The sequence below is a fragment of the Brevundimonas naejangsanensis genome (assembly GCF_000635915.2).
GTDB classification, from domain to species: domain Bacteria; phylum Pseudomonadota; class Alphaproteobacteria; order Caulobacterales; family Caulobacteraceae; genus Brevundimonas; species Brevundimonas sanguinis.
This window is the reverse complement of the sequence record NZ_CP015614.1, coordinates 1773450-1800230: the sequence shown is the minus strand read 5'-3', so window position 1 is coordinate 1800230 and position 26781 is coordinate 1773450. Positions and strand designations below refer to the sequence as shown.

The following is a 26781-nucleotide window of genomic DNA, read 5'->3' as shown; positions in this document are numbered from 1 at the left end:
CTGACGTGCAACCCTATATCCTGGTGATGGAAGACGAGGACGCCCTGGCCACCCTGCTTCAGTATAATCTGGAGAAGGAAGGCTATGACGTGGCCGTCGCCTCGGACGGCGAGGAGGGGATGCTGCAGGTCGAGGAGCGCACCCCCGACCTGATCCTGCTGGATTGGATGCTGCCCAAGCTGTCGGGCATCGAGGTCTGCCGCCGCATCCGCGGCCGGGCCGAGACGCGCAACCTGCCGATCATCATGCTGACCGCGCGCGGCGAGGAGACGGACCGCGTGCGCGGCCTGGACACCGGCGCCGACGACTATATGACCAAGCCCTTCTCGATGACGGAGCTGACCGCGCGCATCCGCGCCGTGCTGCGTCGCATCCGCCCGGGCCTGGCCGACGACCGGGTTAACCACGCCGACATCATCATGGACCGCGTCGCCCACCGCGTCAGCCGTGCGGGTCGCGAGGTGCACCTGGGGCCGACGGAGTTCCGCCTTTTGGATCACTTCCTGAAACATCCGGGCCGGGTGTTCAGCCGTGAGCAGCTTCTGGATGCGGTCTGGGGCTCGGACGTCTATGTCGAGGCCCGCACGGTGGACGTCCACGTCGGCCGCCTGCGCAAGGCGCTGAACGTCGAAGGCACGGTCAACCCGATCCGCACCGTACGCTCGGCGGGCTATTCGCTGGATCTGAATAACTGACCCGAGCCCTCTTCCTCCCCGGGACGGAGAGGGAGAGGCGTGGCGCTTCCGTCAGCCGGTGATCTCTTCCGGGTCGATGTCATAAACGGCCGAGCAATATTCGCACGTCACGCGGATCTTGCCGTCGTCCTCGACCATCTCGGCGCGTTCTTCCGTCGGGAAGGATTGCAGCACGGTGGCGATACGGTCCTTCGAGCAGCGGCAGACCGCGGCCAGCGCCTTGGCGCCTTCCAGCCGCACGCCGTCCTCGTGGAACAAGCGATACAGCAGGGTCTCGGCGCTGATGGTCGGGTCGATCAGCTCGTCGTCGCCCAGGGTGGCGAACAGGGCGCGGGTGCGCTCCCACACCTCCTCGGTCGAGCCGCGCGACTCGTCGCCGGCGATGACCTGGATCATCGCCCCGCCGGCGCGCCAGGATCGGCCCTGGTCCGTCTCGACCTCGCCGACGGCCAGGCGCACCTTGGTCGGCACCTGCTCGGACTGGGAGAAATAGTGTTCGGCGCACAGCGACAGGCTTTCGCCCTCGATGGGGGTTACGCCTTGGGTGCGTTCAAAGTCGGCGCCGCGATCCACCGTCATGATGAAGACGCCGCCGCCCAACAGGGTCTTGGCGCCCGGACGTGCGAAGCCTTCGGCGGCCTTGGCCACTTCTTCAGGATCGAAGCGGCAGAAGCCGCGCAGATGCCCGTCGGTGCCGTAGTCGGCCACGACATAGCGCACCGGGCCGTCGCCCTGGGCCTGAACGATCAGGCGGCCGTCGAACTTCAGCGCCGAGCCGACGATGGCCGCCAGCACGCAGGCCTCGCCCAGCAGGGCGGCGACCGGTTCCGGATAGGCGTGGGCCGACAGCACCTTGTCGATCGCCTCGCCCAGGCGGACCAGGCGGCCGCGCACCGGCCAGCCTTCGATCTGGAAGGCGGCGGCGAAGTCGTCCGTGGGGGCGGCGATGGGGGCGTCGGGCGCGTGATCGGTCACGGCGAAAATCCTGCAAACTGTCGGAAGCGGCGCAACATAGGGAGGCCAAGGCCGCTTGGTAAGGGGAGGGCGTGTCGCTCACGCCACGCGCCGGCGCGGTTCGTCAGGCTTGACCGGGACCATGGAACTCTTTGTGCTGAAGCTCGCTCCCTTAGCTGAAAAAGCCCTTCCCTTCCCATCCGCCTACATGAGGTCTGACATGATGGATCATGAGTTCAACGTCGTGGACGAGGTCCGCAAACACCCTGGGATCGTGGCGGGCGTAGTGGCTGTGCTGGCGGGCGTGGGTCTGGCGACGATCTTGCTGAATCAGCGCAACGGCCCGACGCGCTATGAGCGGATCAAGACCCGCATCGACCCGCGCGGCTGGTTCGACGCCGAGGCCCTGCGTCATCGCTTCGACGACATCGCGCGCGGCGTGCGCCACGGGGCTGATGATTTGAACCATCGCGCCGCCGACATGGGCGGCCACGCCCATGAACGGGCCGGCCGCTTTGGCGCTGAGGCTCGCGAACGGGCCGACCAATGGTATCGCCTGGCCAAGAAGAAGTCGCGCCGCCCGATGCGCCGCTACACCAAGCAGGCGCGCCGCTACGCCGAAGACGCCGGCGACTTCGCCCGCGACTACGCCAAGGAGGGCGGCGCCCTTCTGGCCGTCGCCACTATCGCCGCCGTGATCGGCGCGGCCGCGCTGGAAAGCCGTCGCAAGGGGTGACGCGAGAGCGGCTAAGCCGGCTTTCACCGTTAGGTGGAAAAATCATGCGGAAAGGGGCGCTGCGGTGCCCCTTTTTATTGCTGCGGATGCGAAGAGGGGCTAGAGCCCGCGCATGATCTCGCCTGTCTTCATCTTCGACTTCGATTCCACCCTGGTTCGCATCGAGACGCTGGAGGCTCTGGCCGACCTGGCGCTCAAGGACGCCCCGGACGCCGCCGAGCGCAAGGCCCGGATCGCCGCCTTGACCGACGACGCCATGAACGGCCGCATCGGCTTTGGCGAGGCGCTGAAGCAGCGACTGGATCTGCTGGCTCTGCGTCGTGAACACGTCGAGGCCCTGACCGATCGGATTCTGGACGAGGCGACGGTCTCCATCCGCCGTAACGTCGACTTCTTCCAGCGCAACGCCGAGCGCATCTACATCCTGTCCGGCGGTTTCCGCGAGGTGATCGCGCCCCTGGCCGAGCGGCTGGGCGTGGCCGCCGACCATGTGCTGGCCAACGACCTGATCTATGACGACGAAGACCGGGTGACGGGCGTGGATACGGCCAACCCCCTGTCGCGCGAGAACGGCAAGCCCGAGGTCATCCGCGCGCTCCAGCTGGAAGGTCCGGTTGTCATGGTCGGCGACGGCTGGACCGACGCCGAGGTCAAGATTCAGGGCGCGGCCGACCGCTTCTACGCCTTCACCGAGATCGTCAGCCGCGCCAAGGTGGTCGAGGCCGCCGACGCCGTCGCCTCCTCGCTGGACGAGGTGCTCTACGCCGAGGGCGTGGCCGGGCGCTGGTCTTACCCGCGCAACCGCATCCGCATGTTGCTGCTGGAGAACGTCCACCCCGCCGCCGTCGAGCGGCTGGAGGAGGCGGGCTATACCGTCGAGACGGTGAAGGGCGCGCTGGACGAGGACGACCTGATCGAGGCGATCAAGGGCGTGCACGTCCTGGGCATCCGGTCCAAGACCAACGTCAGCCGCAAGGTGCTGGACGCGGCGGACCGCCTGATGGCCGTGGCGGCATTCTGCATCGGCACTAACCAGGTCGACCTGGACGCAGCGGCGGACAAGGGCGTGGCGGTGTTCAACGCGCCCTATTCCAACACCCGCTCGGTGGTCGAACTGGCCATCGGCATGATGATCGTCCTGATGCGCGACGTGACGGACAAGTCGCGCGAGATGCACAAGGGCAAGTGGAACAAGTCCGCGACCGGTTCGCGCGAAGTGCGCGGCAAGACGCTGGGCATCGTCGGCTACGGCGCCATCGGCAGCCAGTTGTCGGTGCTGGCCGAGAACCTGGGCATGCGAGTGCTGTTCTACGACCTGTCCGAGCGGCTGGCGCTGGGCAACGCCCGTCGGATGCGCTCGCTGGACGCTTTGCTGGCCGAGGCGGACGTGGTGACGCTGCACGTCGACGGCCGCAAGGAAAACACCGCCATCATCGGGGCCGATCAGTTCGCCAGGATGAAGCCGGGCGCCCTGTTCCTGAACCTGTCGCGCGGCCATGTGGTAGATGTCGACGCTATGGCGGCGGCGCTGAAGTCCGGCCGTCTGGGCGGAGCGGCGGTCGACGTCTTCCCCGAGGAGCCGCGCACCAACGCCGACCCGTTCGACAGCCCGCTGATCGGTCTGGACAAGACCATCCTGACTCCGCACATCGGCGGCTCGACCGAAGAGGCGCAGGAAGCCATCGCCGAGTTCGCGGCAGAGCGTCTGCTGGGCTATCTGAACCGGGGCGACACGACCTTCTGCGTCAACCTGCCGAACGTGCAACTGGCCGAGGTGAGCCGCGCGCACCGTCTGCTCCACATCCACAGGAACCAGCCGGGCGTGCTGGCCGAACTGAACCGCGCGCTGTCGGATGCGGGCCTGAACATTCTGGGCCAGCACCTGAAGACGGACGAGCGCACCGGCTATGTCATCACCGACGTGGACCGCGACTATGACCGCGAGGCGTTGACGGCGCTGAAGCAGCTTCCGGGCACGATCCGCTTCCGCCGATTGCACTGATCATCGATCACCTTCCCCAGGGGCATCTTGCGTCCTGAGAAAAGCGGCGCAGAGTGCGGTTTAACGGCCGCATACTGACGGTCGATGGGAGGGATTGCGATGACTCGTCTTCTTCGCGGAGCGGCGCTGGCCGCCCTGAGCCTGGCCGCCGTGTCTGTCGCCGGGGCCGCCTCGGCCCAGAGCTACAGCCGTCTGGTGGTGTTCGGCGACAGCCTTTCGGACAACGGCAACCTCTATCTGGCGACCGGCGGATCGACGCCGGCCTCGCCGCCCTATGGCGCGGGGCGATTCTCCAACGGTCCGGTCTTTACCGAACGGCTGGGCTTCAACGCCGCCAACTTCATGGGCCCTGTGACGGGCAGCATCAACTACGCCTTCGGCGGCGCGCGCACGGACAGCCAGGCTCAACCCCTGGGGATGCGGCTGCAACTGGCCCAGTATCTGCAGCGCGGCGGGACGTTCGGCGCGAATGATCTGGTCAGCGTCCTGGGCGGGGCGAACAACATCTTCCAGGGGCTGCCCGCGGCCGGGGCCTCGACCAATCCGACCGGCGCCATTACGCCCGTGGCCCTAGGCGCTGCGTCAGACATGAACTTCATCGTCAATAGCATCGCCCAGGCGGGAGCGGGGACGGTGCTGGTCACCAACCTGCCCAAGCTCAGTCTGACGCCGCAGTTCCGGGCCACGCCGGCCGCGCCGCTGGCGGATTTCGCCGTCACGACCTTCAACGGCGCCCTGCTGACCGGGCTGAACGCAACGGCGGCGGCGAGGCCGGGGACCAACATCATCCTGATGGACCTGTTCAAGGTCGGCGATGTGATTTCCGGCAACCCCAGCGCCTTTGGCGTGTCGAACGTGACGCAGGCCTGCTTCAACGGCGTGACCGTGTGCTCTAACCCTGACTCCTACTTCTATTTCGACGGAGTGCATCCGACGGCCAAGGGGCATGAGCTGATCGCGCGGCTGGCGAACGACTACCTCTACTACGGCGACTTGGGCAGCCAGACGGCCGTGCTGGGCGAGACGGCGTGGCGTCACCGAGAGGACGCGCTGGACGGTTCGACGGCGGCTCTGTCGGGGCGCGAGGCGTGGATGGGCGGGACCTCGATCTCGGTCGGCGCCCTTGCCGACAAGACCGAGACGGACGCGCGCGGCGCCATCGGCAAGGCGACGTCCGACGGCTACGGCGTGCGCATCGCCCTGGAGTCGGGCAGCGAGACATGGCGTTTCGGCCTGTCCGGTTCCTATCGCAACGCCGATGTCGACGCGGGCGCCCTGCGCGCGGACATCGACAGCTTCGGACTGGACGTCTACGGCGGCTGGCGCGCGGGCGACCTGTTCGTCAACGCCGCGGCGGGCGTGGCCCAGGACGACTTCAACGACATCAACCGGCTGACCAGCCTGGCGCCGATCGTCCACAGCGGCTCGACGCGCGGCGTCTCGACCGGGGCGCGGCTGCAGGGCGGGATGTGGTTCGACATGGGCGGGTTCGCCCTGTCGCCGCGCGCGGCGGTGGCCTGGATCAACGCCGATGTGGACGGCTTCAGCGAGCAGGGACCGGCGGCGCAATACGCCTATGCCGACCGTTCGGTGCAGGCGACGACGGCCGAGATCGCCCTGCGCGCCGAGGGCGGGACCGAGCGCGTCCGCTTCTACGCCGAGGGCGGCTATCGCGACAGCCTCAGCGACGACAGCGACGCGGTGCGCACCGGCATCCTCGGCAATCCGGCCAAGGTGTTGGCCCGCGACGTGGACCTGCCGTTCGGCGGGCAGGTGTTGGCCGCCGCCGGGATCGAGGGCACGGTCATGGAGCGACTGAAGGTCTCGATCGGCTACAAGGGCCGTTTCGGCGACCATGCCGACAGCCATATGGCGGCGGTGAAGTTCAGCCTGCCGCTGTAGAGTTGCAAAACGAAGGTTCCCGAGGTGCGACGCCGTGTCGCCCTCGGGGCGCCCCATTCATGTCCCGGTGAAATTGCAAAAGGCGGTCAAATCCGGCCGTCGGCGAGCCTTGGTTGTTCGCTTTGCGTGCGTGTTCGCGCCTTCCTGACGGCTCCCCCGCGCTGACGAAGCGCTCAGAATGAGTCGTTTGAGTATGCGTCTAGTCCCCCCGGCCGTTCGGCCGCATGTCATCCGTTTTGGTCAAACCGGCGCCCTGGTCGCCCTGTCGGTCCTGGCGATGGCCGCTGCGCCCGTCGGCATGATCGCCGCCGCGCCTGAGAAGGTCGTCGAAGTGTCGGCCCCCATCGCCCCGCCCGTAAAGGCGGTGGCGGAGCCCGCCGGTCCGGTGACGCGCAAGATCGTCTTCGAAGCCCCGGTGAAGGGATATCGCATCAACTCGTCGTTCGGCCTGCGCAAGCTGGCGATCGAAGCCAAGGCCCGGGCGCACAAGGGCGTGGACATCGCCGCCCCGACCGGCACAGGAGTCTTCGCCACGACCGAAGGCAAGGTGCTGCGCGCCGGCTATCAGGCGGGCGGCTACGGCAACTTCATCGAGGTGCAGCATCCCAACGGCATGACCAGCCTGTACGGCCACCTCAGCCGCATCGACGTCCATTCGGGCAAGACGGTGGAGGCGGGCGAGCGCATCGGCCTGGTCGGTTCGACTGGCTATTCGACCGGCCCGCACCTGCATTTCGAGGTCCGCCGCAACGGCGGTCAGGTCGACCCCGCCAAGATCGTCGGACAGAGCTTCGATATCCGGGTGAAGGCGCCGGTCTGACCGCATCAGGCGGCGCGGCATCATGACTAAACCGTAATGTAAAAGTTGCTTTACTCGAAGCGGCTCGCGCCCTTACCTTCGACCCTTGAATTATCGCAGGGGAACCGAATGGTCGCGGCGCTGACGCTGGACGGAATCAGCAAGAGATACGGAGGCTTCCAGGCGGTCTCCGACCTGAGCTTCCAGGTCGAGAAAGGCTCGATCTGCGGCTTCCTGGGGCCCAACGGGGCGGGCAAGACCTCGACCCTGCGGATGATCCTGGGACTGCAGCCGGCCACCAGCGGACGCATCGACATTCTGGGCGCCGACGACGGCCGCAAGGTGCGCCACCGGATCGGCTTCCTGCCCGAGGAGCGCGGCCTCTATAAGAAGATGACGCCGGTGGACGCCATCGCCTTCTTCGGCGGCCTGAAGGGCCTGCCCCTGCCCGAGGGGCGCCGTCGCGGCCGCGAGATGCTGGAGCAGATGGGCCTGGGCGAGGCCAGCAAGAAGAAGATGAAGGAGCTGTCCAAGGGGATGGCCCAGAAGGTCCAGTTGATCGCATCGGTGGTGCATCAGCCCGAGTTCGTGATCCTGGACGAACCGTTCTCCGGGCTGGACCCGATGAACCAGCAGGGGCTGGAAGCCATGATCCGCGCCTTGGCCGCCGATGGGGCGACGGTGCTGTTCTCGACCCACGTGATGCAGCACGCCGAGCGCCTGTGCGACAAGGTCGTGCTGCTGGCCCGGGGGCGTAAGGCCTTCGAGGGCACGGTGGATCAGGCGCGCGCAACATCGCCGCGCTTTCTGGAGCTGGAAGGGGCGCTGGACCGCAACGCGGTCGCCGCCCTGCCGGGCGTCAGCGGCATCGAGATCCTGGCGGAGGAGGGCGCCGTCAGCACCCTGCGCGTCGGCCTGGCGCCGGGGGCGGAGGCGCAATCCGCCCTGCGCGCCGCCTTCCTGGGCGGGCTGGACGTGCGGCGCTTCCAGATGAAGGAGCCGACCCTGCACGACGCCTTCATCGCCCTGACCGGCGACCACCCGGACGAGGATCAGTCCGTCGCCAAGACCGACAAGATGGAGGCCGCGCGATGAGCCGCATTCTTCTGATCGCGCGCCGCGAGTTTCTGGCCTACGCCAAGACGGTCGGCTTCTGGCTGTCCCTGCTGGCCTTTCCGCTGTTCGCCGTGCTGGGCGGCGCCATTCCGGTGTTGATGAAACATGCAGAGCCTCAGCGCGAAGCCGTCATCATAGACGAAACCCCGGCCGGGTCGGGTCTGGCCGCCGCCGTGCGCCAGGCCCTGGAGACGGAACGCGGGCGCGCCGATATCGCCGCCCTGCGCCTTGCGGCCGTGCCCGAGGCGGGAACGGCGGGCGGGGACCGCGTGCGCGAGGCCGCTGAGAAGGGCGGCTTCGACGCCGGGCTGGAGGCGTTGAAGAAGGAGGCGCCGCGCGCCGCCGCTGGCTTCAAGACGCCAAAGCGTTCGTTTGAGCTGGTCGAGGCGCCGGCTGACCTGCTGGCCGCTGCGCCCGGCGAGGCGCGCGACGCCCTGGCCCGCCGCTATGTCGATAAGGACGCGCCTGAGGGCGAGCGTTTGAACGCCGTCGTCTTCCTGACCGAAAAGGACGGCCAACCCGGCGCGCGCGTCTGGACCGGCCGCGCCACCGACGATGTTGTGGAAGACGCCGTGCGCGACGCCCTGAAGTCCGCCAACCGCAGCCGCGTCTTCGTGTCCAGCGGCATCGATCCCTCGGTGGTGGCGCAGACCGAGCGATTCCGGCCTGAAGTGTCTGTCTTCTCGCCGCGCGCCGCGTCGGGCGGAGAGGTGTCGTTCCGCGACAAGCTGCCGGTCCTCGTCGGCCTGGCGGTGGGCTTCATCCTGTGGTCTCTCGTCATGACCGGCGCCTCGATCCTGCTGAACAGCGTGATGGAGGAGAAGTCGAACAAGATCCTGGAGGTCCTGCTGTCCTCGGCCTCGGCGACCGAGATCCTGACGGGCAAGGTGCTGGGCGTGGCCCTGCTGACCCTGGCCGTGCTGGGCGCCTGGGGCGGCATCGGCGCCATCGGCCTGATGGCGAGCATGCCTGACGTGGCGCGCGACATCGGCTCGGTGCTGCTGACCGACGGCCTGTTCGTCTGGTTCCTGCTGCTGCTGGTCGGGGGCTATCTGATGTATGCGGTGCTGTTCGCCGCCATCGGCGCCTTCTGTGACACGCCGCGCGACGCCCAGACCCTGATGGGGCCGATCATGATGGTGCTGATCGTGCCGATCCTAGTCATGCAAATGGCCATCCGCACGCCGGACGCCATGGTGGTGAAGGTGATCAGCCTGATCCCGCCCTTCACCCCCTTCGTCATGGCCGCCCGCGCGCCCAGCGGGCCGCCTCTGATCGAAATGATCGGCGGCCTGGTCGGCATGTTCCTATTCGCCGCCTTGATGGTCTGGGCGGCGGGCCGCGCCTTCCGCGCCGGCGCCTTGTCCGACGTGAAGCTGAGTTGGAAGAGCTTCATGGGCGCCGTGACGGGGCGGTGAGGCGAGGCAATGCCTCTCCCTTCCCCCCTTGATGGGGGAAGGGCAGGGGGCGCCCTGATTGGAAGCGGGAAGGCGGCGGCGTCTTCCCGCTTTTTCTTTGCCTGTGTCGTCGCCCCTTAGCTCTGTCATCCTCGGACTTGATCCGAGGATCGGGCGAGGCCCCGAACGCGGCGCTGAATCGGAAAGAGCGAGGCAACGGATAACTGAATCCTCGGATCAAGTCCGAAGATGACGGAGAGGGGAGAGGGGAGAGAGCGCTGGGGGCGGCCTGGACCCAGACAAAGAAAAAGGCCGCCCCGGCGAACCGGGGCGGCCTTTGATCTTTCAGGCGTCAGTCGGCCTTAGCGACCGCGACCCTTCGGGGCCGGCAGCAGGCCTTCGCGCTGGGCGCGCTTGCGAGCCAGCTTGCGGGCGCGACGGACGGCTTCGGCCTTTTGGCGAGCGCGCTTTTCCGACGGCTTTTCGAAGTGCACGTGACGCTTCATTTCACGGAAGCTGCCTTCGCGCTGCATCTTCTTCTTCAGGGCTTTCAGCGCCTGATCGACATTGTTGTCGCGGACAAAAATCTGAACCAGGGGTCTCTCTCCTTTGGCCGCCCGCCGCGTCCTTTCCAAGGGAGACGGGCAGACAAAACAAAACCACGCTCAAGAGGAAGCCCTCTCGAGTGAAGGCGCGCTGATACATGATCGGGGGGGGCGTGTCCAGATCGTCGCGCCTAATCGTGATGGGTCGAAACGCCCGCCGTATGGGCGTATCGTGCCGCCCATGACCGAGACAGCCGAGACCGCACCGAAAGGCGATTGGGCCGACCGCACCGAACAGGCCGTTCTGGACGCGGCCATAGAACGCGCGCCCGCGCTGGGCTGGAACGCGCGCCTGACGCGCGCCGCGTGCGAGGCGTGCGGCCTGTCGCTAGGCGACCAGGAGCTGCTGCTGCCTAACGGGGCGCGCGATCTGGCGGTCCTGTTGTCGCGCCGCCACGACGCGCGCGCCTTGAAGGCGCTGGAAGCCACGCCCGCATCGACGATGAAGATTCGCGAACGAATCGCCGCCGCCGTCTCGGCGCGGATGGAGGCGGGGGCGCAGGACATCGAAGCGGCCAAGCGTTGCGCGGGCTTCCTCAGCCTGCCGACCAATGTGGATCTGGGCTTCAAGCTGGCGTGGGGGACGGCGGATCATCTCTGGCGTTGGGCCGGGGACACGGCGACGGACCAGAATCACTACTCCAAGCGGGCGATTCTGGGCGGAATCCTGATTCCCGCCCTGACCATGCGCTGGTTCGACGGGCGCGAGGCGGCGGAAGCCTTTGTCGCTCGCCGCATCGAAAACGTCATGGCCTTCGAGAAGTGGAAGGCGGGCAAGGATTTCGACGCGCCCGTGCGCTCGATCACCGAGGCGCTGGGGCGGCTGCGCTACGGCGCCAAGGCGTAACACCCTCTCCCATCGGGAGAGGGAAGGCTGTGGAAGGGTTCAGAGGATGCGGTTGACGTGCGCCATCTTCCGTCCCGGCCGGGCGTCGTGCTTGCCGTAGAGGTGCAGCCGGGCGTTCGGCTCGGCGGCCAGCGTGCGCCATTGATCGACCTCGTCGCCCAGCAGGTTGGTCATCTCGATGCGGGCATGGGCGTTGCTCGGGCCCAGCGGCCAGCCGACGACGGCGCGGACGTGCTGCTCGAACTGGTCGCAGACGCAGCCGTCCTGGGTCCAGTGGCCGGTGTTGTGAACGCGCGGGGCGACCTCGTTCACCAGCAACTCTCCGCTGCCCATGTCGAACAGTTCGATGCCCATGACGCCGATATAGTCCAGGCCGTCCAGCACCGCAGCGGCGATGGCTTCGGCGCGTCCTTGCGTGGCCGGATCGACGGCGGCGGGGGCGGTGGTGGTCTTCAGCACCCCGTTCTGGTGGACGTTCTCGCCCAAGGGATAGACGGCGACGGCGCCGTCGCGGCCGCGCGCGGCGATCACAGACAGCTCGCGATTAAAGACGGCGGCGGCCTCCAGCACGGCGGGGCGGCGGCCGATGGCGTCGAAGGCGGCCTGGGCGTCGGAGGCGTCGCGGATCCAGACCTGGCCCTTGCCGTCATAACCTTCGCGGCGGGTTTTCAGCAGGGCGGGCAGGCCTAGGCGGTCGATGGCGGCGGTCAGGTCGTCCAGCGTCGTCACGGCGGCGAAATCAACGGTCGGGGCGCCGACGGCATTCAGATAGGTCTTCTCATCCACCCGGTCCTGAGCCACAGCCAGAGCCGTCGGTCCCGGCGCGACCAGGGCGCCGGCCTCGGCCAGGGTCTCGACCGAGGCGGCGGGGACGTTCTCGAACTCGAAGGTGACGACGTCGCACAGACGGCCCAGGGCCTGCAGGGCGTCGGGGTCGTCATAGGGGGCGGTGATCTGGGCGCGCGAGACGCGGGCGGCCGGGCAGTCCGGCTGGGGATCGAGGATCACCACGTCGAAGCCCAGACGTTCGGCGGCCTGCGCCAACATCCGGCCCAACTGACCCCCGCCGAGAATGCCGAGGGTCGAACCGGGAGGCAGGGGAAGATCGGGCATCAGTCTTCGACGCTTTCGGCGACGGATTCGGTCTGGGCGGCGCGGAAGGCGGATAGACGCTCGGCGATAGCGGAATCGGACAGGGCCAGGATCTGCGCCGCCAGAATGCCGGCGTTGGCGGCGCCCGCCTCGCCGATAGCCAGGGTCGCGACGGGCACGCCGCCGGGCATCTGGACAATGGCGAGCAGGGAATCGAGGCCCTTCAGCGCCTTGGACTGGACCGGCACGCCCAGCACCGGCAGGTCGGTCATCGAGGCGGCCATGCCCGGCAGGTGGGCCGCGCCCCCAGCGCCCGCGATCACGACCTTGAAGCCCTTGTCCTTGGCCGTGGTGGCGAAGTCATAGAGGCGCTGGGGCGTGCGGTGGGCGCTGACGACCTTGGCCTCCCAGGCGACGCCCAACTGGTCCAGGCGGTCGGCGGCCAGCTTCATCGTGGGCCAGTCGGAGCGGCTGCCCATGATGATGGCGACAGGAGGCGTCGTGGCCGGCGGCGTGGAGGCGGTCATGCGCAAAGGCTCCCCATGCGGAAAGCGGCCCGTTACAGCACCCGCGTTGCGCCCGCAACCGAGGACGCTAGACTCAGCTGCGTCGTGGGGCCGTGAGTCGGCCGGAAATGCGGCGTCGGAGCCTGCCTTGAACCACCTGGCCGAACAGACGACCGCTGCGGACGCGAAGGCGGACTTGCAGGCCGAGATCACGCGTCTGCACGCCGAGATAGCGGCCCTGACCGAGCGGGCTGAACGGGCCGAGGCCTTGGCCGATCACGACGTGCTGACGCCGGCGCTGAACCGGCGCGGCTTCATGACGGTGCTGGCGCGCAATCTGGCCTATTGCCGCCGCCACGGGGTCGAGGCGGCGCTGCTGTATCTCGATCTGGACGGGTTCAAGGGAATCAACGACCGCCTGGGCCATGCTGCGGGCGACGCGGCCCTGATCGCTGTGGCCGAGCTGCTGATGGCGAATGTCCGCGAGTCCGACGCCGTGGGCCGCATGGGCGGGGATGAGTTCACCGTGGTGCTGATGAACGCAGGCGCCGAGGAAGGGCGCGAGAAGGCGCGGCGGCTGAGCGAGGCGCTGAACAGCGAAGGCTTCGTCTGGCAAGGCGAGCGTCTGCCCCTGGGCGGCTCCTTCGGCGTGCGCGCATTCGCCGGACAGGCGGATGCCGACATCTGGCTGGCCGAGGCGGACGCGGCCATGTGGCTGCGCAAGAAAACACGGCCGGAAGCGACGCGCTGACGAATTGAAAAGGGCGCCGAGGTCTGCCTCGGCGCCCTTGTTTCTTAGCCGTTCAGCAGGCTGTTGCGCCGACTGTAGAGCAGATAGACCGCCACCCCGATCACATTCCAGATGACGAAGTTGATCTGGGTCGAGGCCGGCAGGCTGAAGAACAGATAGATGCAGCCGGCGATGGCGATCGGCCCCACCAGCCACCAGACCGGGGCGCGGAAGACGCGCGGGCGGCTCGGCTCGCGGCGACGCAGCACGATCAGGCACAGGCCGACCGAGGCGAAAGCCGCCAGCGTCCCGGCGTTGGCCAGGGCGGCCAGGTCGCCCAGGGGGATGAAGCCCGCGATGATCGCCATCAGGACGGCCGTTCCCGCCGTCACACGGACCGGGCCGCCGGACCGCTTGGACACATGGGCCAGGCTGCGCGGCAGCAGGCCGTCGCGCGCCATGACGAAGAAGATGCGGCTCTGGCCGAACATGAAGGCCAGGATGACGGTCGGCAGGGCGACGACCGCCGCGCCCGCGATCAGGGTGGCCCACAGGTCCGAGCCGACGGTGCGGATGATGTGCGACAGCGGCTCGGGCGACTTCATGAACTCGGTGAAGGGCATGGCGCCCAGGGCGGCGATGGCCACGGCCATATAGATGGCGACGCAGGCCACCATCGAACCGATGATGCCGATGGTCAGGTCGCGGGCGGGGTTGCGGGTTTCCTCGGCCGCCGTGGCTACGGCGTCGAAGCCGTAGAAGGCGAAGAAGATGATGGCCGCCGCCGCCATCACGCCGGTCTGAGCCCCGACCCCGTGCGAGAAGCCGTACGGCATGAAGGGTTTGAGGTTGTCGGCGTTGAAGTGGGGCAGGGCGATGGCCACGAAGGCGATCAGGGCGGCGATCTTGACCACCACCAGGGCGGCGTTGATCGAGGCGCTTTCCTTGGTGCCGGCGACCAGCAGACCCGCCACGGCGGCGACGATGACGACGGCCGGCAGGTTGACGATGCCGCCCTGCGACGGCGCCGAGGTCAGCACGGCGGGCAGGCCCATGCCGATGCCCTCCATCATCCCCGAAAAATACCCCGCCCAGCCGACGGCCACCGCCGAACAGACCACGGTGTATTCCAGGATCAGGCTCCAACCGACCATCCAGGCCGCGCCCTCGCCCAGCGTGGTGTAGGAATAGGTGTAGGCTGAGCCCGACTCGGGGATCATCGTCGCCAGTTCGGCATAGGCCAGGGCGGCGCAGACGCAGACGATCCCTGCGATGACGAAGGCGAGCATGACCGCCGGACCTGCCCGTTCCGCTCCCACGCCGATGAGAGTGTAGATACCGGTGCCGACAATGGCGCCGACGCCCAGGGCGACCAGGTGCGGCCAGGACAGAGTGGGCTTCAGCCCATCGACCTTGCGTGCTGCGCCCCCCAGCGCAGGCAGGGCCTTGCGACGTGTCAAGAAACTCATGCGTCTTCCCCAGACGTTGCGAATGTTATTCGGTAGAACAGAAAATATTCGGGATACCGTCGATGTGGCGCAGCATTCTTGGCGCGCAGCGCGATCGTCGGCCGAACGTGGCTAAAAAAAACGACCCCAATCTGCCGCGTTTTATCGCCTTCAGGGGATCATAAAATCAGAATTGCCGGATAAACAACGCCTCTTTCGCTTTATAGGTCAGAAATATTGGGTTTCGAAGAACGTATACGTCTGGCCGCTTCTTCGTGAATTTTATTCCGCAGGGTGGAGAATATCCGAAACTCTTGTCTGCTTTGGGGTGGTAGCGAATTGGCGTCGGGCTGAGGGGCCCGACTTGCGCTGGCACGGGTCTGAAAGACCGTCGATCTTGGGAGGGATTGGAGCTTGCGGACTCGTTTAGAGACTAGGTCTATCTTCAGCGGCGCCGGCGCGGCCTGTGCGGCCGCCCTGATGCTGGCGACGGCGCCGAGCGTGGCTTCGGCCCAAGCTCAGGCTCAAACCCAGGCGGCTCCGGCGCGCGCCAGCCTGAACCCGGCGCCGGCGCGCCGGGCGGGCGAGGGATACGGCCCTTATCCGCTGATGGTGGTCCGCGGCGCCATGCTGATCGACGGCACGGGCGCGCCGCCGATGGGGCCGGTCGACATCGTCATCGAGAACGACAAGATCACCGACATCATTCAGGCCGGCTGGCCGGGCCTGCCGGAACGCGAGGGCCGTCCGCCGCTGAACGCCGCGCACGAGATCGACGCGCGCGGCATGTATGTCATGCCGGGCTTCGTCGACGCCCACGCCCACGGCGGCAGCCCTCAGAAGGCGCCGGACCTGGAGTATGTCTACAAGCTGTGGCTGGCCCACGGCGTGACGACGGTGCGCGGCGTCAGCCTGGCGCCGCATGACATCGCCGTGTCGGAAAAGGCCCGCTCGGCCCGGGGCGAGATCGTCGCACCGCGCATCTACAACTATCAGACCATCGGCTCGGGCTGGTCGCGCGGCCGCATCCGCAATCCGGAGATGGCGCGTGAATGGGTGCGTTGGGGCGCGGCCAACGGCGTGGACGGGATCAAGTTCTTCCTGCGCGGCGACGAGACGCCCGAGGTGGTCCTGGCCGCGCTCGACGAGGCCAAGAAGGTCGGCATGGGCACCGTGGCCCACATCGCCCAGCCGGGCGTGGCGCAGCTGAACGCCGAACAGCTGGCGGCGGCGGGCCTGGGGACCATCACCCACTTCTACGGCCACTTCGAATCCCTGCTGGGCGGACGGACGATCCAGAATTATCCGACCGACTATAATTTCTACGACGAGCAGAAGCGGTTCGGCGAGGCGGCCGAGATCTGGGACGAGGTCGAGCCCGGCTCGCCGCAGTGGTACGCCTATCTGGAGGCCCAGAAGGAGGCGGGCGTCGTCTTCGATCCGACGATGACCATCTATGCGGCGTCGCGCGACCTGATGAAGGCCCGCAATGCGCCGTGGCACCAGACCTACACCCTGCCGACGCTGGCCGACTACTTCCAGTCGACGCGCGACAACCACGGCAGCTACTTCTTCGACTGGACGACCTCGAACGAGGTGGCGTGGCGCCGCTTCTATGAGCGGTTCATGCGGCTGCTGAACGACTACAAGAAGGTCGGCGGCCGGGTGACGGTCGGGTCGGACTCGGGCTTCATCTGGAAGCTGTACGGCTTTGGCTACGTCGAAGAACTGGAGCTGCTTCAGGAGGCGGGCTTCCATCCGCTGGAGATCGTGCGCGCCGCGACGATGGACGGCGCCATGACCCTGGCCGAGCCGACCGGCAAGGCGCCGACCTTCGGCATCGTGCGGCCGGGCATGAGCGCGGATCTGGTCATCACGACCGAGAACCCGCTGGCCAACTTCAAGACGCTTTACGGCACCGGGCATGAGCGCCTGAGCCCTGAGAACCGCATCGAGACGGTCGGCGGGGTGCGTTGGACGGTGGCGCGCGGCGTCGCCTACGACGCGCCGGCCCTGCTGGCCGACGTGCGGGCCATGGTCGAGCGGCAAAAAGCCGAACGAGGCGAGGCGCAAGGAGGGCGCTGAACCAACAACGGACGAGCCGGGCGCTGCCTAATGGGGAGGGCGCGCCCGTGCTTCACATCAAAAAAACGAGGGGTGATTCAATGAGACTGTCTGCGTACCTGAAGACCGGCACCATGATCGCCGGTCTGGCCGTCACGGCCGCCGCCGCCCAGCCCGCTTGGGCGCAATCTGAAACTCCGGCGAGCGACCCGGAAGCCAGCGCCGTCGCCGACATCGTGGTGACCGGCTCGCGTATCCGCCGCCCGAACGTCGAAGCCTCGACCCCGGTCAACGTGGTCGACGCACAGGAAATCGAGAACATCGGCGTCACCAACCTGATCGACGCCATGGCGCGCCAGCCGCAGGTCGGCCTGGGCAGTTCGGCGTCCAGCACCACCAATACGGTGGCCGGCCAGGGCCTGGCGACGCTGAACCTGCGCAACCTCGGAGCCAGCCGGACCCTGGTCCTGGTCAACGGTCGCCGCCATGTGGCGGGGTCCAGCGGCACCAGCGCCGTGGACGTCAACACCATCTCCAAGACCACCATCGCCCGTGTCGACACGGTGACGGGCGGGTCTTCGGCGGTGTACGGCGCGGACGCCGTGGCCGGCGTGGTCAACTTCATCACCAAGCAGGACTTCGACGGCGTCGCCGCCCAGGCCCAGTACGGTTCGGCTGAAGGTCCGAACACCTACTACGGCTCGGTCGCCGTCGGTCGGAACTTCAACGACGGCCGCACCAACATCATGGCCGCCGGCACCTATGACAAGACCGAGGGCCTGTACCGGCACGAGCGCGACTACGCGATGAGCGGCCTGGCCTACATCCCGAACCCGAACAAGAAGAGCCCGAACGACGGCCTGCCGTCCTTCATCATGGCGCGGGACGTCTATACGAACATCACCAACGACAGCTTCACCCCGGTGATCGTCACGCCCATCGGCGGCAATGCGGCCTACAGCCTGACCTTCACGCCGGACGGCAAGCTGGTTCCCTTCGACCGCGGACAGATCGTGGTCGACGGCGCCGGGCGTCCGCAGAAGGTCTCGATCGGCGGCGACGGCTTCAAGTTCCGCGAAGACGCCCTGCGCACCCCGGTCGAGCGTTACGGCGGCGAATTGCAGCTGCGTCACCAGTTCCAGCCGTCGAACGACTACATCACCGAACTGAACCTGTTCGCCGAGGGCAAGTATTTCCACACCGAAGCGACCAGCCAGCGCGAGAACGGCACCTTCGCCGGCGACGTGCCCGGCACGGCGACGGGCAACGCCTACCGCATCCAGGCCGACAACGCCTTCCTGCCCGCTGACCTGAAGGCCATGCTGGCCGCCGCCGGGGTGGCGCGCTTCGACATCACCCGCAACGACCGCGACTTCGGCATCCGCACCTATGAGAGCGTGTACGACACCACCCGCTTCGTGACCGGGTTCGACGGCGCCTTCAGCAATGGCTGGCGGTTCGAAGTTTACGCCAACTACGGCCAGACCAAGTCGGAGTTCACCAACTTCGACCGGCTGCAGAAGGAGTTCTACGAGTCGATCGACGCCATCAATCTGAATGGCCAGATCGTCTGCCGCAGCGCTGACGCCCGCGCCCGCGGCTGTCAGCCGCTGAACCTGTTCGGCGCCGGCGTCGCTTCGCAGGAAGCGATCGACTACTCCTACATCTACACCGTTCGGAACGACCTGACCCGCCAGTGGAACGCGGTGGCCAGCGTCAACGGGGAGCTGTTCTCCTACCCCTCGCTGTTCAGCGGAACGAGCCTGCCGGTCGCCTTCGCGGCGGGCGTGGAGTGGCGCAAGGAATATGCGCGCTCGGTGCCGGACATCACCTCGCAAAAGGGCCTGATCTTCCAGAACGCCCAGCAGATCACCGAGGGACGCTATGAGTCCAAGGAAGTCTTCGGCGAGATCAACCTGCCGCTGCTGGCGGATGTCCCCTTCGTCCAATACCTGGATCTGACGGCGGCCTATCGCTACCAGGACTACACCACCACGGGCGGCGACAGCAGCTACGGCCTGGGCCTGGAGTGGACGGTCAACCGCGACATCCGCTTCCGCGGCAACTACGCCAAGGCAGTGCGCTCGCCGAACATCAACGAACTGTTCGGCGGCGGCAGCGAAGGCTACAGCCTGATCGACGATCCCTGCGACGCGACCCGCCTGAACCTGGGCAACGCCCCGGCCAACCGCAAGGCGAACTGCGCGGCCCTGGGCCTGAGCCCGAACTTCGTGCAGTCAACCGCGACGCGGCCGGTGGTCAGCCAGGGCAATTCCGCCCTGAACCCTGAAGAGGGCGAGACCCTGACCCTGGGCGTGGTGCTGACGCCGTCGATCCTGCCGGGCTTCGCCCTGACGATCGACCACTACGACATCAAGATCAGCGACGTGATCGCCTCGCTGGGCTTCCGCAACATCATCAACAACTGCGTCGACAGTCCGGACCTGAACAACCCGTTCTGCGCCAGCGTGGCGCGCGGCGCGGACGGCAACATCACCCGCGTGCTGAACCAGGTGCTGAACGTGGCCGAGTACACCAACTCGGGCTGGGACGTGACGGCCTCCTACCGCACGGACCTGGCCAAGCTGGGACTGCCGGACTACGGCTCGCTGTCCTTCAGTGCTGCGGCGGGCTTCCTGGAAGACCTGACCTATGATCCGGTCCCGGGCGACCCCAGCGTGCGCGACGAGCAGGCGGGCGAACTGCCCAATCCCAAGCGCCGGATGAACTTCCGCGTCACCTGGGATTACGACCGGGTCTCGCTGTCCTACGCCAACCAGTATCTGAGCAGCATGGTGCGCAGCAATCAGGATCCGGCAGGGGCCTATGAGCCTTACAAGGCGCCGTCCTGGCTGACCCACGACCTGCGGGCGGAATACCGCTTCGACAAGTTCTCGGTCTTCGCAGGGGTGAACAACTTCACCAATGAGGAGCCGCCGCAGACGCCGTTCACCTGGACCGGCACGTCGCTGAACACCGGTTTCAACGCCAGCATCTACAACAACCTGGGCCGTTACGCCTACATCGGCGTCAACGCACGCTTCTGATCCGCAACTAGGGAAAGCCGCCCGGCGACGGGCGGCTTTTCACGCTGGGGGCCTCGAGGGGGCGTCCCCACGACAAAGGGGAGAAACTGATGAAGACCCTGACCGCATATAGCGCCATCGCCGCCGCGGCGGGCGTTCTGGCGCTCGCCGCCCTGCCGACGACGGCGTCGGCGGCATCGGCCTCGGCGCCCGCCACGGCCACGGCGACGACCGCCAGCGCCCTTGACGCCCAATTCCGCGCCATCGCCGACGAGGAATACGCCTGGCGCCGGAATGAGATTCCGTCTCGCGCTGCCAAACCGACCAATCTGCCGGACGTCAGCGCCGCCACCCAGCAGCGCCGCCTGGCCTATTGGACCGAAATCCAGCGTCGCTTGAACGCCATTTCGCCGGATCAGCTGTCGCCGTCCGAGCGCACCAACTACGCCGTCTACAAGCATCAGATCGACAACTTCGTCGATGACGGCCGCCATCGCCTGTACGAGATGCCCTTCAACTCGGACAGCTCGTTCTGGTCCTCGATCTCGGGCATGGCGAACCAGACCTTCACTTCGGTGGAGGACTATGACCGCTACCTGTCCCAGCTGCGCGACACGCCGCGCTATTTCGACCAGCAGATCGCCAATATGCGCGCCGGACTGGCGCGCGGCTTCACCCAGCCCAAGGCTTCGCTGGTCGGACGGGACGTCTCCATCCTGGCCGTGACAGAGCCGACGGATCCGCAAGCCAACCCGATCTACAAGCCCTTCATCGACATGCCGTCGACGATTTCGGAGGCAGACAGGCAGCGCCTGCGCGCCGAGGCTGTCCAGGTGATCCAGCAGCAGGTCGTGCCCGCGCACCGCACCCTGCTCAGCTTTATCCGTGACGAATATGTGCCGGGCGCGCGCGACACCCTGGGCGCTAACCGTCTGCCGAACGGCGACGACTTCTATCAGACGCAGATTCGCCAATACACCAGCGTCAACCTGACGCCGGACCAGATCCATCAGATCGGCCGCGCCGAGGTCGCCCGAATCCGCGCCGAGATGGAAGCGGTGATGCGCAGCACCGGCTGGACCGGCAGCTTCGCCGAGTTCCTCACCTTCCTGAAGACCGATCGCCAGTTCCAGTACGACAAGCCCGAGCATCTGCTGTGGCACGGCGCCTGGGTGATCAAGAAGGTCGACGGCAAGATGGGGCAGTATTTCAACCTGAAGCCGCGCGACACCTTCAGCCTGATCCCGGTCCCGCCGGCCATCGCGCCCTTCTATACGGCGGGCCGCGGCGGCAATGGCGCGTGCTTGCTGAACACCTATGACCTGCCCTCGCGGCCGCGCTACAATATCCCGGCCCTGACGGTGCACGAGTGCAACCCTGGCCACGCCTGGCACGGCGTCCTGCGTCGCGAGCACGCCGAACTGCCGGAATGGCGTTCGCAGGCGGGGATCTCCGCCTTCGGGGAGGGCTGGGCGCTCTACACGGAAAAACTGGCCGTCGAGATGGGCATCTATGAAGACGCCTATGAGGATTTCGGACGCCTGAACTACGAGATGTGGCGCGCGGCGCGCCTGGTGATCGATACCGGCCTGCATTCCAAGGGCTGGACCCGCGACCAGGCCATCACCTTCCTGAGCGGCAACACGGCCCTTTCGGACCATGAGGTCGGCACCGAGATCGACCGTTACATCACCTGGCCCGGGCAGGCCCTGGCCTACAAGCTGGGCGAGATTGAAATCGTGCGCCTGCGCCGTCATGCCGAGGCCGAGTTGGGCGCGAACTTCGATATCAAGGCGTTCCACGATCACCTGCTGGCGCTGGGCGTCGCCACCATTCCGGCCATGACCGCCGAGATGGAGGCATTCATCGCCCAGAGCAAACAGGCGGCCGGGGCTCGCCGCGCCGAGTAGACGGCCGTTTTTCTGACGGGCGATCGTTCTGGCCGACGATTTTCTCCCAGGTCGTTGGTCTCCACCGCCTGCTGATCCATTGCGGATCAGCAGGCGGTTTGACAAAGTCGGAGTAGGGTAGATGCGTAAGGGGGAGCCGCGCATGAACACAGCGGATTACAAGTTGGATGACGCGGATCGCCGAATCCTGAGGGTGTTGCAGCAGGATGGCCGCATCACCAACCAGGACCTGGCGTCCGCCTGCAACATGTCGGCGTCGTCGTGCTTTGAACGGGTTCGCCGCCTGCGAGAGCGGGGCGTGATCGTCGGCTATACGGCGCTGATCGATCCGAAGTTCGCCGAGCGGGAACTGCTGATCTTCATCGAGGTGCTGCTGGACCGCACGACCTCGGACATTTTCGATCAGTTCGCAGACCGCATCCGGCGCTCGCCCGAGGTGCTGGAGTGCCACATGGTCGCCGGCGGCTTCGACTATCTGGTCAAGGTGCGGATGAAGGACATGGCGGCCTATCGCGTCTTCCTGGCCGACACCCTGATCACCATGCCAGGCGTGCGCGAAACGCGGACCTACGCCGTCATGGAAGAGGTCAAGGACACTTCGGTCCTGCCGCTCTAGGCGATGATGTCGGGCAGGATCTGATCCTGCAGCTTCACGATATCGTCGCGCAGGGCCAGCTTCTTGCGCTTGAGCCGGGCGATCATCAGCTGATCGGGCGCAGGCATATGGCCCAGCGCCTCGATAGAAGCGTCCAGGTCGGCGTGCTCCTGCAGCAGGCGGGCCAGCTCGGCGCGCAGCGCCTCGTCTTCTTCGGACAGGTAAGGTTCGTCGTCGTTCATCATCGGGCCCCGGACTAGGTGGTTATAGCTGAGCCGGGGTCAGCTCGGAAGCAGGTCGGCCAGGGTTCTCAACCCTGGTCGCGGCACCACGCGGTCCCACAGGCGCGCCGCATCAGCCATGGCGTCCACGGCAGGGCGCGCAGGGCCGGAAGGGGCGGGGGACAGGCTCTGCAGGCCTTCCAGCAGATGGCGCTCGGCGGCCAGTTCGGCGGCCTTAACCTGTGCGCGCACCGCCAGACGAGCGTCGGTTTCAAGGTCCGGCACCGGCCCTTTCAAGGTGCGACGCACCGCGCGCAGCGGCGCTATGGTCGTGGTGTGCCAGGCGCGCGCCGTGTCACAGCCGGCCTCGATCGTCTCCTCGTCAGGGCGACGGCCGGTGACGGCCGTCCACGCCGCCCACAGCAGCAGGGGCACGTTCTGCTCGTGATAGTCCTGCAGCGACAGGCAAGCCTCGCTCACGCCCGGCGCGGCATAGGCGGCGCAGGCCCAGGTCCACAGGTCGTCGCTCATGCCCCGGCCCCGCCCTTCAGCCCTTCCCAGCGCCGCACCGGCGCCCAGTCCAGGCCGAAGACGTCCAGCGCCCGGCCGACCGACTGGTCGACCATCTGCTCCAGGCTTTCGGGCCGGGCGTAGAAGGCGGGCAGGGGCGGGGCGATGACGGCGCCCATCTCGGCCAGCGCCGTCATGGTGCGCAGGTGGCCCAGGTGCAGCGGCGTCTCGCGCACCATCAGCACCAGAGGGCGGCGCTCTTTCAGCACGACATCGGCGGCGCGGGTTAAAAGGGTGGAGGTCACGCCCGTGGCGATCTCGCTCATCGTCCGCACCGAGCAGGGCGCGACGATCATGCCCAGGGTTCGGAAGGACCCGGAGGAGATGGTCGCGCCCACGTCGTTCAGCCGATGGACCACATCGGCCTTGCCGGTCAGCTCGTCTGGAGTGAGATCGGTCTCCTGCGACAAAGTGAGCAGGGCGGCGCGGGTGACGACCAGATGGCTCTCGACGCCCAGTTCGCGCAGGGCGTCCAGCACGCGCGCGCCATAGACGACGCCGGAAGCGCCAGAGATTCCAACGACTAGCCGAGAGGGCGCCGCCGCCCCAACGGCCGAGTTCACAACATCGGCCAAATTCGCCTCCAACCTGTCCGTGTCCGGAGCGGCGAGGGTCACCGCAATGTGATTCCACACCCCGCCAAACCGGGCGCTCAGTGTAGTGGTCCCTTACACATGGAGGCGCAAGCCATGACCATCGAGGCTCGTATTCGCGAACTGGGTAATCGGCATCGGTCGCTGGATGAGACCATCCAGCAGGAGATGCGCCGCCCCTCCGCGGACCCGATACACCTCAGGGAGATGAAGCAGCGAAAGTTGCGACTTAAGGAAGAGATCAACAGCCTGGAAGCCCGCGCCTGCTGACGCCGCTTCCCATCTGAAAATGACGACGGCCCCGGAAGATCGCTCTTCCGGGGCCGTTTTGTATCGTTCGGCGGATCGAAGGGATCAGTCGCGCGAGCCGAACACCGATTCGGCGGTGGGCTCGGCGCCCATGCCGTATTCTTCTTCGGCGTCTTCGACGGCGGCTTCCGGTTCGGGCTCGGCCTCGATGGGTTGCAGGACGCCGTTCTTGGCGTCGTCCTTGGCCTTCTTGTCGGCGGCCTTGCGGACCACTTCGTCCAGTTGCAGCTGGCCGGTCAGGCCCAGGGTCACCGGATCGACCGGCTTGATGTTGGCCGAGTTCCAGTGGGTGCGGTTGCGCACGCTCTCGATCGTGGCCTTGGTCGTGCCCAGCAGCTTGGCGATCTGGGCGTCGGTCACTTCGGGGTGGTTGCGGACGAACCACATGATGGCGTCCGGGCGATCCTGACGACGCGAGACCGGCGTATACTTCGGCCCCGACTTGGCCGGCTTCAGCAGTTCGGCGTGGCGGCTGACCACGGCCTTCATGCGGTAGTTTTCGTCGTTCTGAGCCTTGTCCAGCTCTTCGCGGGTCAGCTGGCCGTTGACGATGGGATCGGCGCCGCGAATGTCGCGCGCCACGTCGCCGTCGGCGATGCCGCGCACCTCAAGCGGGTGCAGGCCGCAGAAGTCGGCGATCTGCTCGAACGAGAGCGAGGTGTTGTCCACCAGCCAGACCGCGGTGGCCTTAGGCATCAGGATGTCGGTCATGGGCATGGATCCCGGCGGTTGCGGCCCGAAAAACGGGCGTTTGAATCGACGGCGCCCGACCTTTTCGGCCGGGCGCGATAGCCCACATATAGGGGATTTCGCGGCAAATGAAAACGTCGTCTGTCGTCGCCATACAGCAAAGGTTCATCTGTGATGATGAACATTCGGACCCAGGGCGCGTTATGCGCCGGAAGAGAACCTCTAAGGAGACCGTGTCATGAAGAAGTTCGTGGTTGCAGCGGCAGGTTTAGTCATGGCGGCGGGCGGCTTCTCCGTCGTCAACGTCGGGACGGCTGAAGCGCAGGTTCAGGCCCGTGGCGCGCCGCGCGGCTCCTATGCGCAGAGCTGCACCGGCTCCTATGTGAATCAGGGCCGGCTGTACGCGGACTGTCGCGACCGCAACGGCAATGTGCGCGAGACCTCGATCGAGTTGGCGCGGTGCTCCAGCAGCGACATCGGCAACGATAACGGCCTGCTGGTTTGCTACAACCATCGCGGCGACTATGAAGACAACCGCCCCGGCCGTCCCAATCGGCCGAACCGTCCCGGCGGCGGCTGGGATGACAATCGCCCCGGTCAGGGCGGCGGCTGGAACCAATCCTCGATCACCGTCTATCGCGACGCCAATTATCGCGGCCAGTCGATGAGCTTCCGCGACGAAGTTCCGAACCTGCGCAACCTGGGCATGAACGACGCGATCAGCTCGATCCGCCTGTCGCGTGGAAGCTGGGAAGTCTGTGAAGACGCCAATTATCGCGGGCGCTGCGAGGTCGTGCGCGGCGATCTCCGCGACCTGCGCAATACGGGCCTGAACGACAAGATCTCGTCCCTGCGTCCGGCCCGCAGCGGCGGCCGCTGGTAAGCCGTGGCGACGGTTTGACGATTAGGGCGGGAGGCTTCGGCTTCCCGCCCTTTTCGTTGATCAGGGCAGCAGCACGACCTTGCCGACGTGGGCGCCCGCTTCCAGGTGAGCGTGGGCGGCGGCGGCCTCGGCCAGGGGGAAGGTCGCCTCGACCTGCGCCTTGACGGCGCCGGATGCGACCCACGGCCAGACAGTCGCCTCGACGGCGGCGGCCAGTCGGGCCTTTTCATCGGCGGGGCGGCTGCGCAGGGTCGAGCCGGTCAGTACGATCCGCTTCAGCATGATCCGCATCAGATCGACCTCGGCCTTGGCGCCGGTGAGGGCGGCGATCACCACCCAGCGCCCGCCGGGCTTCAGGGCGTTCAGGTTCAGCTCGGCATAGGCGGCCCCGACCATGTCCAGCACCACGTCAGCGCCGCCCGCGTCCTGAATGGCGGCCGCCAGATCCTGCGCCGTCGCGTCCAGACTGACGTCGGCGCCCAGGGCGCGGGCGGCCTCGGCCTTGGCCGCGCCCCGCGAGGTGGCGATGACGCGGCCGCCGGCCGCCTTGGCCATCTGGATGGCCATGACGCCGATGCCGCTGGTCGCGCCGTGGAGCAGCAGGGTCTCGCCCGCCTCCAGCCCGCCGCCCTCGAAGATGTTGGCGAAGACGGTGAAGGCGGTCTCGGGCAGGGCGGCGGCCTGCACGAAGTCGAGGCCGTCGGGAATCGGAAGGGCGTGGCGGGCGTCGACCACGGCGTATTGCGCATATCCGCCGCCGCCCAGCAGGGCGCAGACCCGGTCGCCGATCGCCCAGCGGGTCACGCCTTCGCCGACGGCCTCGACCTCGCCCGCAACCTCTAGCCCCAGAATGTCCGAAGCGCCCGGCGGAGGCGGATAGCGGCCCTCTCGCTGGACGATGTCCGGGCGGTTGACCCCCGCCGCCCGCACACGGATGAGGATCTCGCCGGGGGCCGGAACGGGCAGGGGGCGCGTCGTCAGGCGCAGGGCGTCGGCCGGGCCGCGTCCGTTCTCGATCTCTATGGCCTGCATGGCGGAGGCTCCCTTGCTTGCATTCCTGTTCAATGCGGCGTTCACATAGGGGTTCGCGC

The 26781-nt window shown here is 67.2% G+C and carries 25 protein-coding genes and 1 pseudogene; 16 read left to right on the top strand and 10 right to left on the bottom strand.

From position 1 onward, the window contains the following. The first annotated feature begins 5 nt into the window (after positions 1 to 5). Positions 6 to 695, top strand: a complete 690-nt coding sequence (gene phoB, locus DA69_RS08505) for a phosphate regulon transcriptional regulator PhoB (protein WP_025978168.1) — start codon at positions 6 to 8, stop codon at positions 693 to 695. 51 nt (positions 696 to 746) lie between these two features. Here phoB and DA69_RS08500 read toward each other — a convergent pair whose 3' ends face one another. After that, the gene (locus DA69_RS08500; protein WP_025978169.1) at positions 747 to 1670 is read right to left on the bottom strand and encodes an Hsp33 family molecular chaperone; all 924 of its coding nucleotides are present in this window, start codon (positions 1668 to 1670) and stop codon (positions 747 to 749) included. Positions 1671 to 1869: 199 nt separating this feature from the next. On the opposite strand from DA69_RS08500, the gene DA69_RS08495 reads away from it, so the two are divergent. The 7 genes and pseudogenes from DA69_RS08495 to DA69_RS08470 all read left to right on the top strand — a co-directional run bounded on the left by DA69_RS08495 (position 1870) and on the right by DA69_RS08470 (position 9622). Beyond that, positions 1870 to 2385: a hypothetical protein gene (locus tag DA69_RS08495; RefSeq protein WP_029972661.1), complete on the top strand. Its 516-nt coding sequence runs from the start codon at positions 1870 to 1872 to the stop codon at positions 2383 to 2385. A gap of 112 nt (positions 2386 to 2497) precedes the next feature. Beyond that, positions 2498 to 3022: pseudogene (locus DA69_RS15075) on the top strand (HAD family hydrolase); the annotation flags it as partial. Positions 3023 to 3157: 135 nt separating this feature from the next. Then, complete coding sequence (gene serA / locus DA69_RS08490) at positions 3158 to 4387, top strand: phosphoglycerate dehydrogenase (protein WP_235599248.1); 1230 nt, start codon at positions 3158 to 3160, stop codon at positions 4385 to 4387. 99 nt (positions 4388 to 4486) lie between these two features. After that, a complete protein-coding gene (locus DA69_RS08485) occupies positions 4487 to 6289 on the top strand; it encodes an autotransporter domain-containing esterase (protein WP_025978172.1) in 1803 nt (600 codons plus the stop codon). Positions 6290 to 6482: 193 nt separating this feature from the next. Beyond that, entirely contained in the window at positions 6483 to 7109 is a 627-nt protein-coding gene (locus DA69_RS08480) for a M23 family metallopeptidase (protein WP_025978173.1), read from the top strand. A 108-nt stretch (positions 7110 to 7217) separates the two neighbouring features. Continuing rightward, entirely contained in the window at positions 7218 to 8183 is a 966-nt protein-coding gene (locus tag DA69_RS08475; RefSeq protein ID WP_025978174.1) for an ABC transporter ATP-binding protein, read from the top strand. After that, positions 8180 to 9622 (top strand): ABC transporter permease, encoded by a 1443-nt coding sequence (locus tag DA69_RS08470; protein WP_025978175.1) that lies wholly within the window; start codon positions 8180 to 8182, stop codon positions 9620 to 9622. Before DA69_RS08475 ends, DA69_RS08470 begins: the two co-directional genes overlap by 4 nt. A 341-nt stretch (positions 9623 to 9963) precedes the next feature. On the opposite strand, the gene rpsU is transcribed toward DA69_RS08470, so the two are convergent. After that, positions 9964 to 10197, bottom strand: coding sequence for a 30S ribosomal protein S21 (rpsU, locus tag DA69_RS08465; protein ID WP_087139870.1), 234 nt, complete (start codon positions 10195 to 10197; stop codon positions 9964 to 9966). Positions 10198 to 10387: 190 nt separating this feature from the next. Between rpsU and DA69_RS08460 the strand changes: the two genes are divergently transcribed. Further along, positions 10388 to 11053 (top strand): COQ9 family protein, encoded by a 666-nt coding sequence (locus DA69_RS08460; RefSeq protein WP_025978176.1) that lies wholly within the window; start codon positions 10388 to 10390, stop codon positions 11051 to 11053. Positions 11054 to 11092: 39 nt separating this feature from the next. Here DA69_RS08460 and DA69_RS08455 read toward each other — a convergent pair whose 3' ends face one another. Both DA69_RS08455 and purE read right to left on the bottom strand, forming a co-directional pair. Further along, the gene (locus DA69_RS08455) at positions 11093 to 12166 is read right to left on the bottom strand and encodes a 5-(carboxyamino)imidazole ribonucleotide synthase (RefSeq protein ID WP_025978177.1); all 1074 of its coding nucleotides are present in this window, start codon (positions 12164 to 12166) and stop codon (positions 11093 to 11095) included. Continuing rightward, entirely contained in the window at positions 12166 to 12672 is a 507-nt protein-coding gene (gene purE / locus DA69_RS08450; RefSeq protein WP_025978178.1) for a 5-(carboxyamino)imidazole ribonucleotide mutase, read from the bottom strand. The genes DA69_RS08455 and purE overlap by 1 nt, the downstream gene beginning before the upstream one ends. A gap of 127 nt (positions 12673 to 12799) precedes the next feature. On the opposite strand from purE, the gene DA69_RS08445 reads away from it, so the two are divergent. Continuing rightward, a complete protein-coding gene (locus DA69_RS08445) occupies positions 12800 to 13402 on the top strand; it encodes a GGDEF domain-containing protein (protein ID WP_025978179.1) in 603 nt (200 codons plus the stop codon). Positions 13403 to 13446: 44 nt separating this feature from the next. On the opposite strand, the gene DA69_RS08440 is transcribed toward DA69_RS08445, so the two are convergent. Then, on the bottom strand, positions 13447 to 14850 hold the full coding sequence (locus DA69_RS08440) for an amino acid permease (RefSeq protein WP_025978180.1): 1404 nt from the start codon (positions 14848 to 14850) through the stop codon (positions 13447 to 13449). 459 nt (positions 14851 to 15309) lie between these two features. On the opposite strand from DA69_RS08440, the gene DA69_RS08435 reads away from it, so the two are divergent. The 4 genes from DA69_RS08435 (at position 15310) to DA69_RS08420 (ending at position 22445) form a co-directional block, all read left to right on the top strand. Beyond that, positions 15310 to 16914, top strand: a complete 1605-nt coding sequence (locus DA69_RS08435; protein ID WP_025978181.1) for an amidohydrolase family protein — start codon at positions 15310 to 15312, stop codon at positions 16912 to 16914. Positions 16915 to 16994: 80 nt separating this feature from the next. Next, positions 16995 to 19940, top strand: a complete 2946-nt coding sequence (locus tag DA69_RS08430) for a TonB-dependent receptor domain-containing protein (protein ID WP_025978182.1) — start codon at positions 16995 to 16997, stop codon at positions 19938 to 19940. 89 nt (positions 19941 to 20029) lie between these two features. After that, positions 20030 to 21829, top strand: a complete 1800-nt coding sequence (locus DA69_RS08425) for a DUF885 domain-containing protein (RefSeq protein ID WP_025978183.1) — start codon at positions 20030 to 20032, stop codon at positions 21827 to 21829. A gap of 142 nt (positions 21830 to 21971) precedes the next feature. Beyond that, a complete protein-coding gene (locus DA69_RS08420; RefSeq protein WP_024353296.1) occupies positions 21972 to 22445 on the top strand; it encodes an Lrp/AsnC ligand binding domain-containing protein in 474 nt (157 codons plus the stop codon). Here the strand turns inward: DA69_RS08420 and DA69_RS08415 are convergent. From DA69_RS08415 to DA69_RS08405, 3 genes are read right to left on the bottom strand one after another with little or no spacing between them, the layout of a single operon-like run. Next, positions 22442 to 22666, bottom strand: coding sequence for a YdcH family protein (locus DA69_RS08415; RefSeq protein WP_025978184.1), 225 nt, complete (start codon positions 22664 to 22666; stop codon positions 22442 to 22444). The genes DA69_RS08420 and DA69_RS08415 overlap by 4 nt on opposite strands. 39 nt (positions 22667 to 22705) lie before the next feature. Beyond that, the gene (locus DA69_RS08410) at positions 22706 to 23176 is read right to left on the bottom strand and encodes a TIGR02444 family protein (protein WP_025978185.1); all 471 of its coding nucleotides are present in this window, start codon (positions 23174 to 23176) and stop codon (positions 22706 to 22708) included. After that, positions 23173 to 23778, bottom strand: a complete 606-nt coding sequence (locus DA69_RS08405; RefSeq protein ID WP_025978186.1) for a UbiX family flavin prenyltransferase — start codon at positions 23776 to 23778, stop codon at positions 23173 to 23175. Before DA69_RS08405 ends, DA69_RS08410 begins: the two co-directional genes overlap by 4 nt. Positions 23779 to 23904: 126 nt before the next feature. Here DA69_RS08405 and DA69_RS08400 point away from each other — a divergent pair, with 126 nt between their 5' ends. Next, complete coding sequence (locus DA69_RS08400) at positions 23905 to 24078, top strand: YdcH family protein (RefSeq protein ID WP_003168889.1); 174 nt, start codon at positions 23905 to 23907, stop codon at positions 24076 to 24078. Positions 24079 to 24162: 84 nt separating this feature from the next. Here DA69_RS08400 and DA69_RS08395 read toward each other — a convergent pair whose 3' ends face one another. Then, positions 24163 to 24828, bottom strand: coding sequence for a DUF1013 domain-containing protein (locus DA69_RS08395; protein WP_025978187.1), 666 nt, complete (start codon positions 24826 to 24828; stop codon positions 24163 to 24165). 217 nt (positions 24829 to 25045) lie between these two features. Here DA69_RS08395 and DA69_RS08390 point away from each other — a divergent pair, with 217 nt between their 5' ends. Then, the gene (locus DA69_RS08390; protein ID WP_029972663.1) at positions 25046 to 25690 is read left to right on the top strand and encodes a beta/gamma crystallin-related protein; all 645 of its coding nucleotides are present in this window, start codon (positions 25046 to 25048) and stop codon (positions 25688 to 25690) included. A gap of 60 nt (positions 25691 to 25750) precedes the next feature. Here DA69_RS08390 and DA69_RS08385 read toward each other — a convergent pair whose 3' ends face one another. Further along, positions 25751 to 26722: an NAD(P)H-quinone oxidoreductase gene (locus tag DA69_RS08385; protein ID WP_025978189.1), complete on the bottom strand. Its 972-nt coding sequence runs from the start codon at positions 26720 to 26722 to the stop codon at positions 25751 to 25753. Positions 26723 to 26781: the final 59 nt, after the last annotated feature.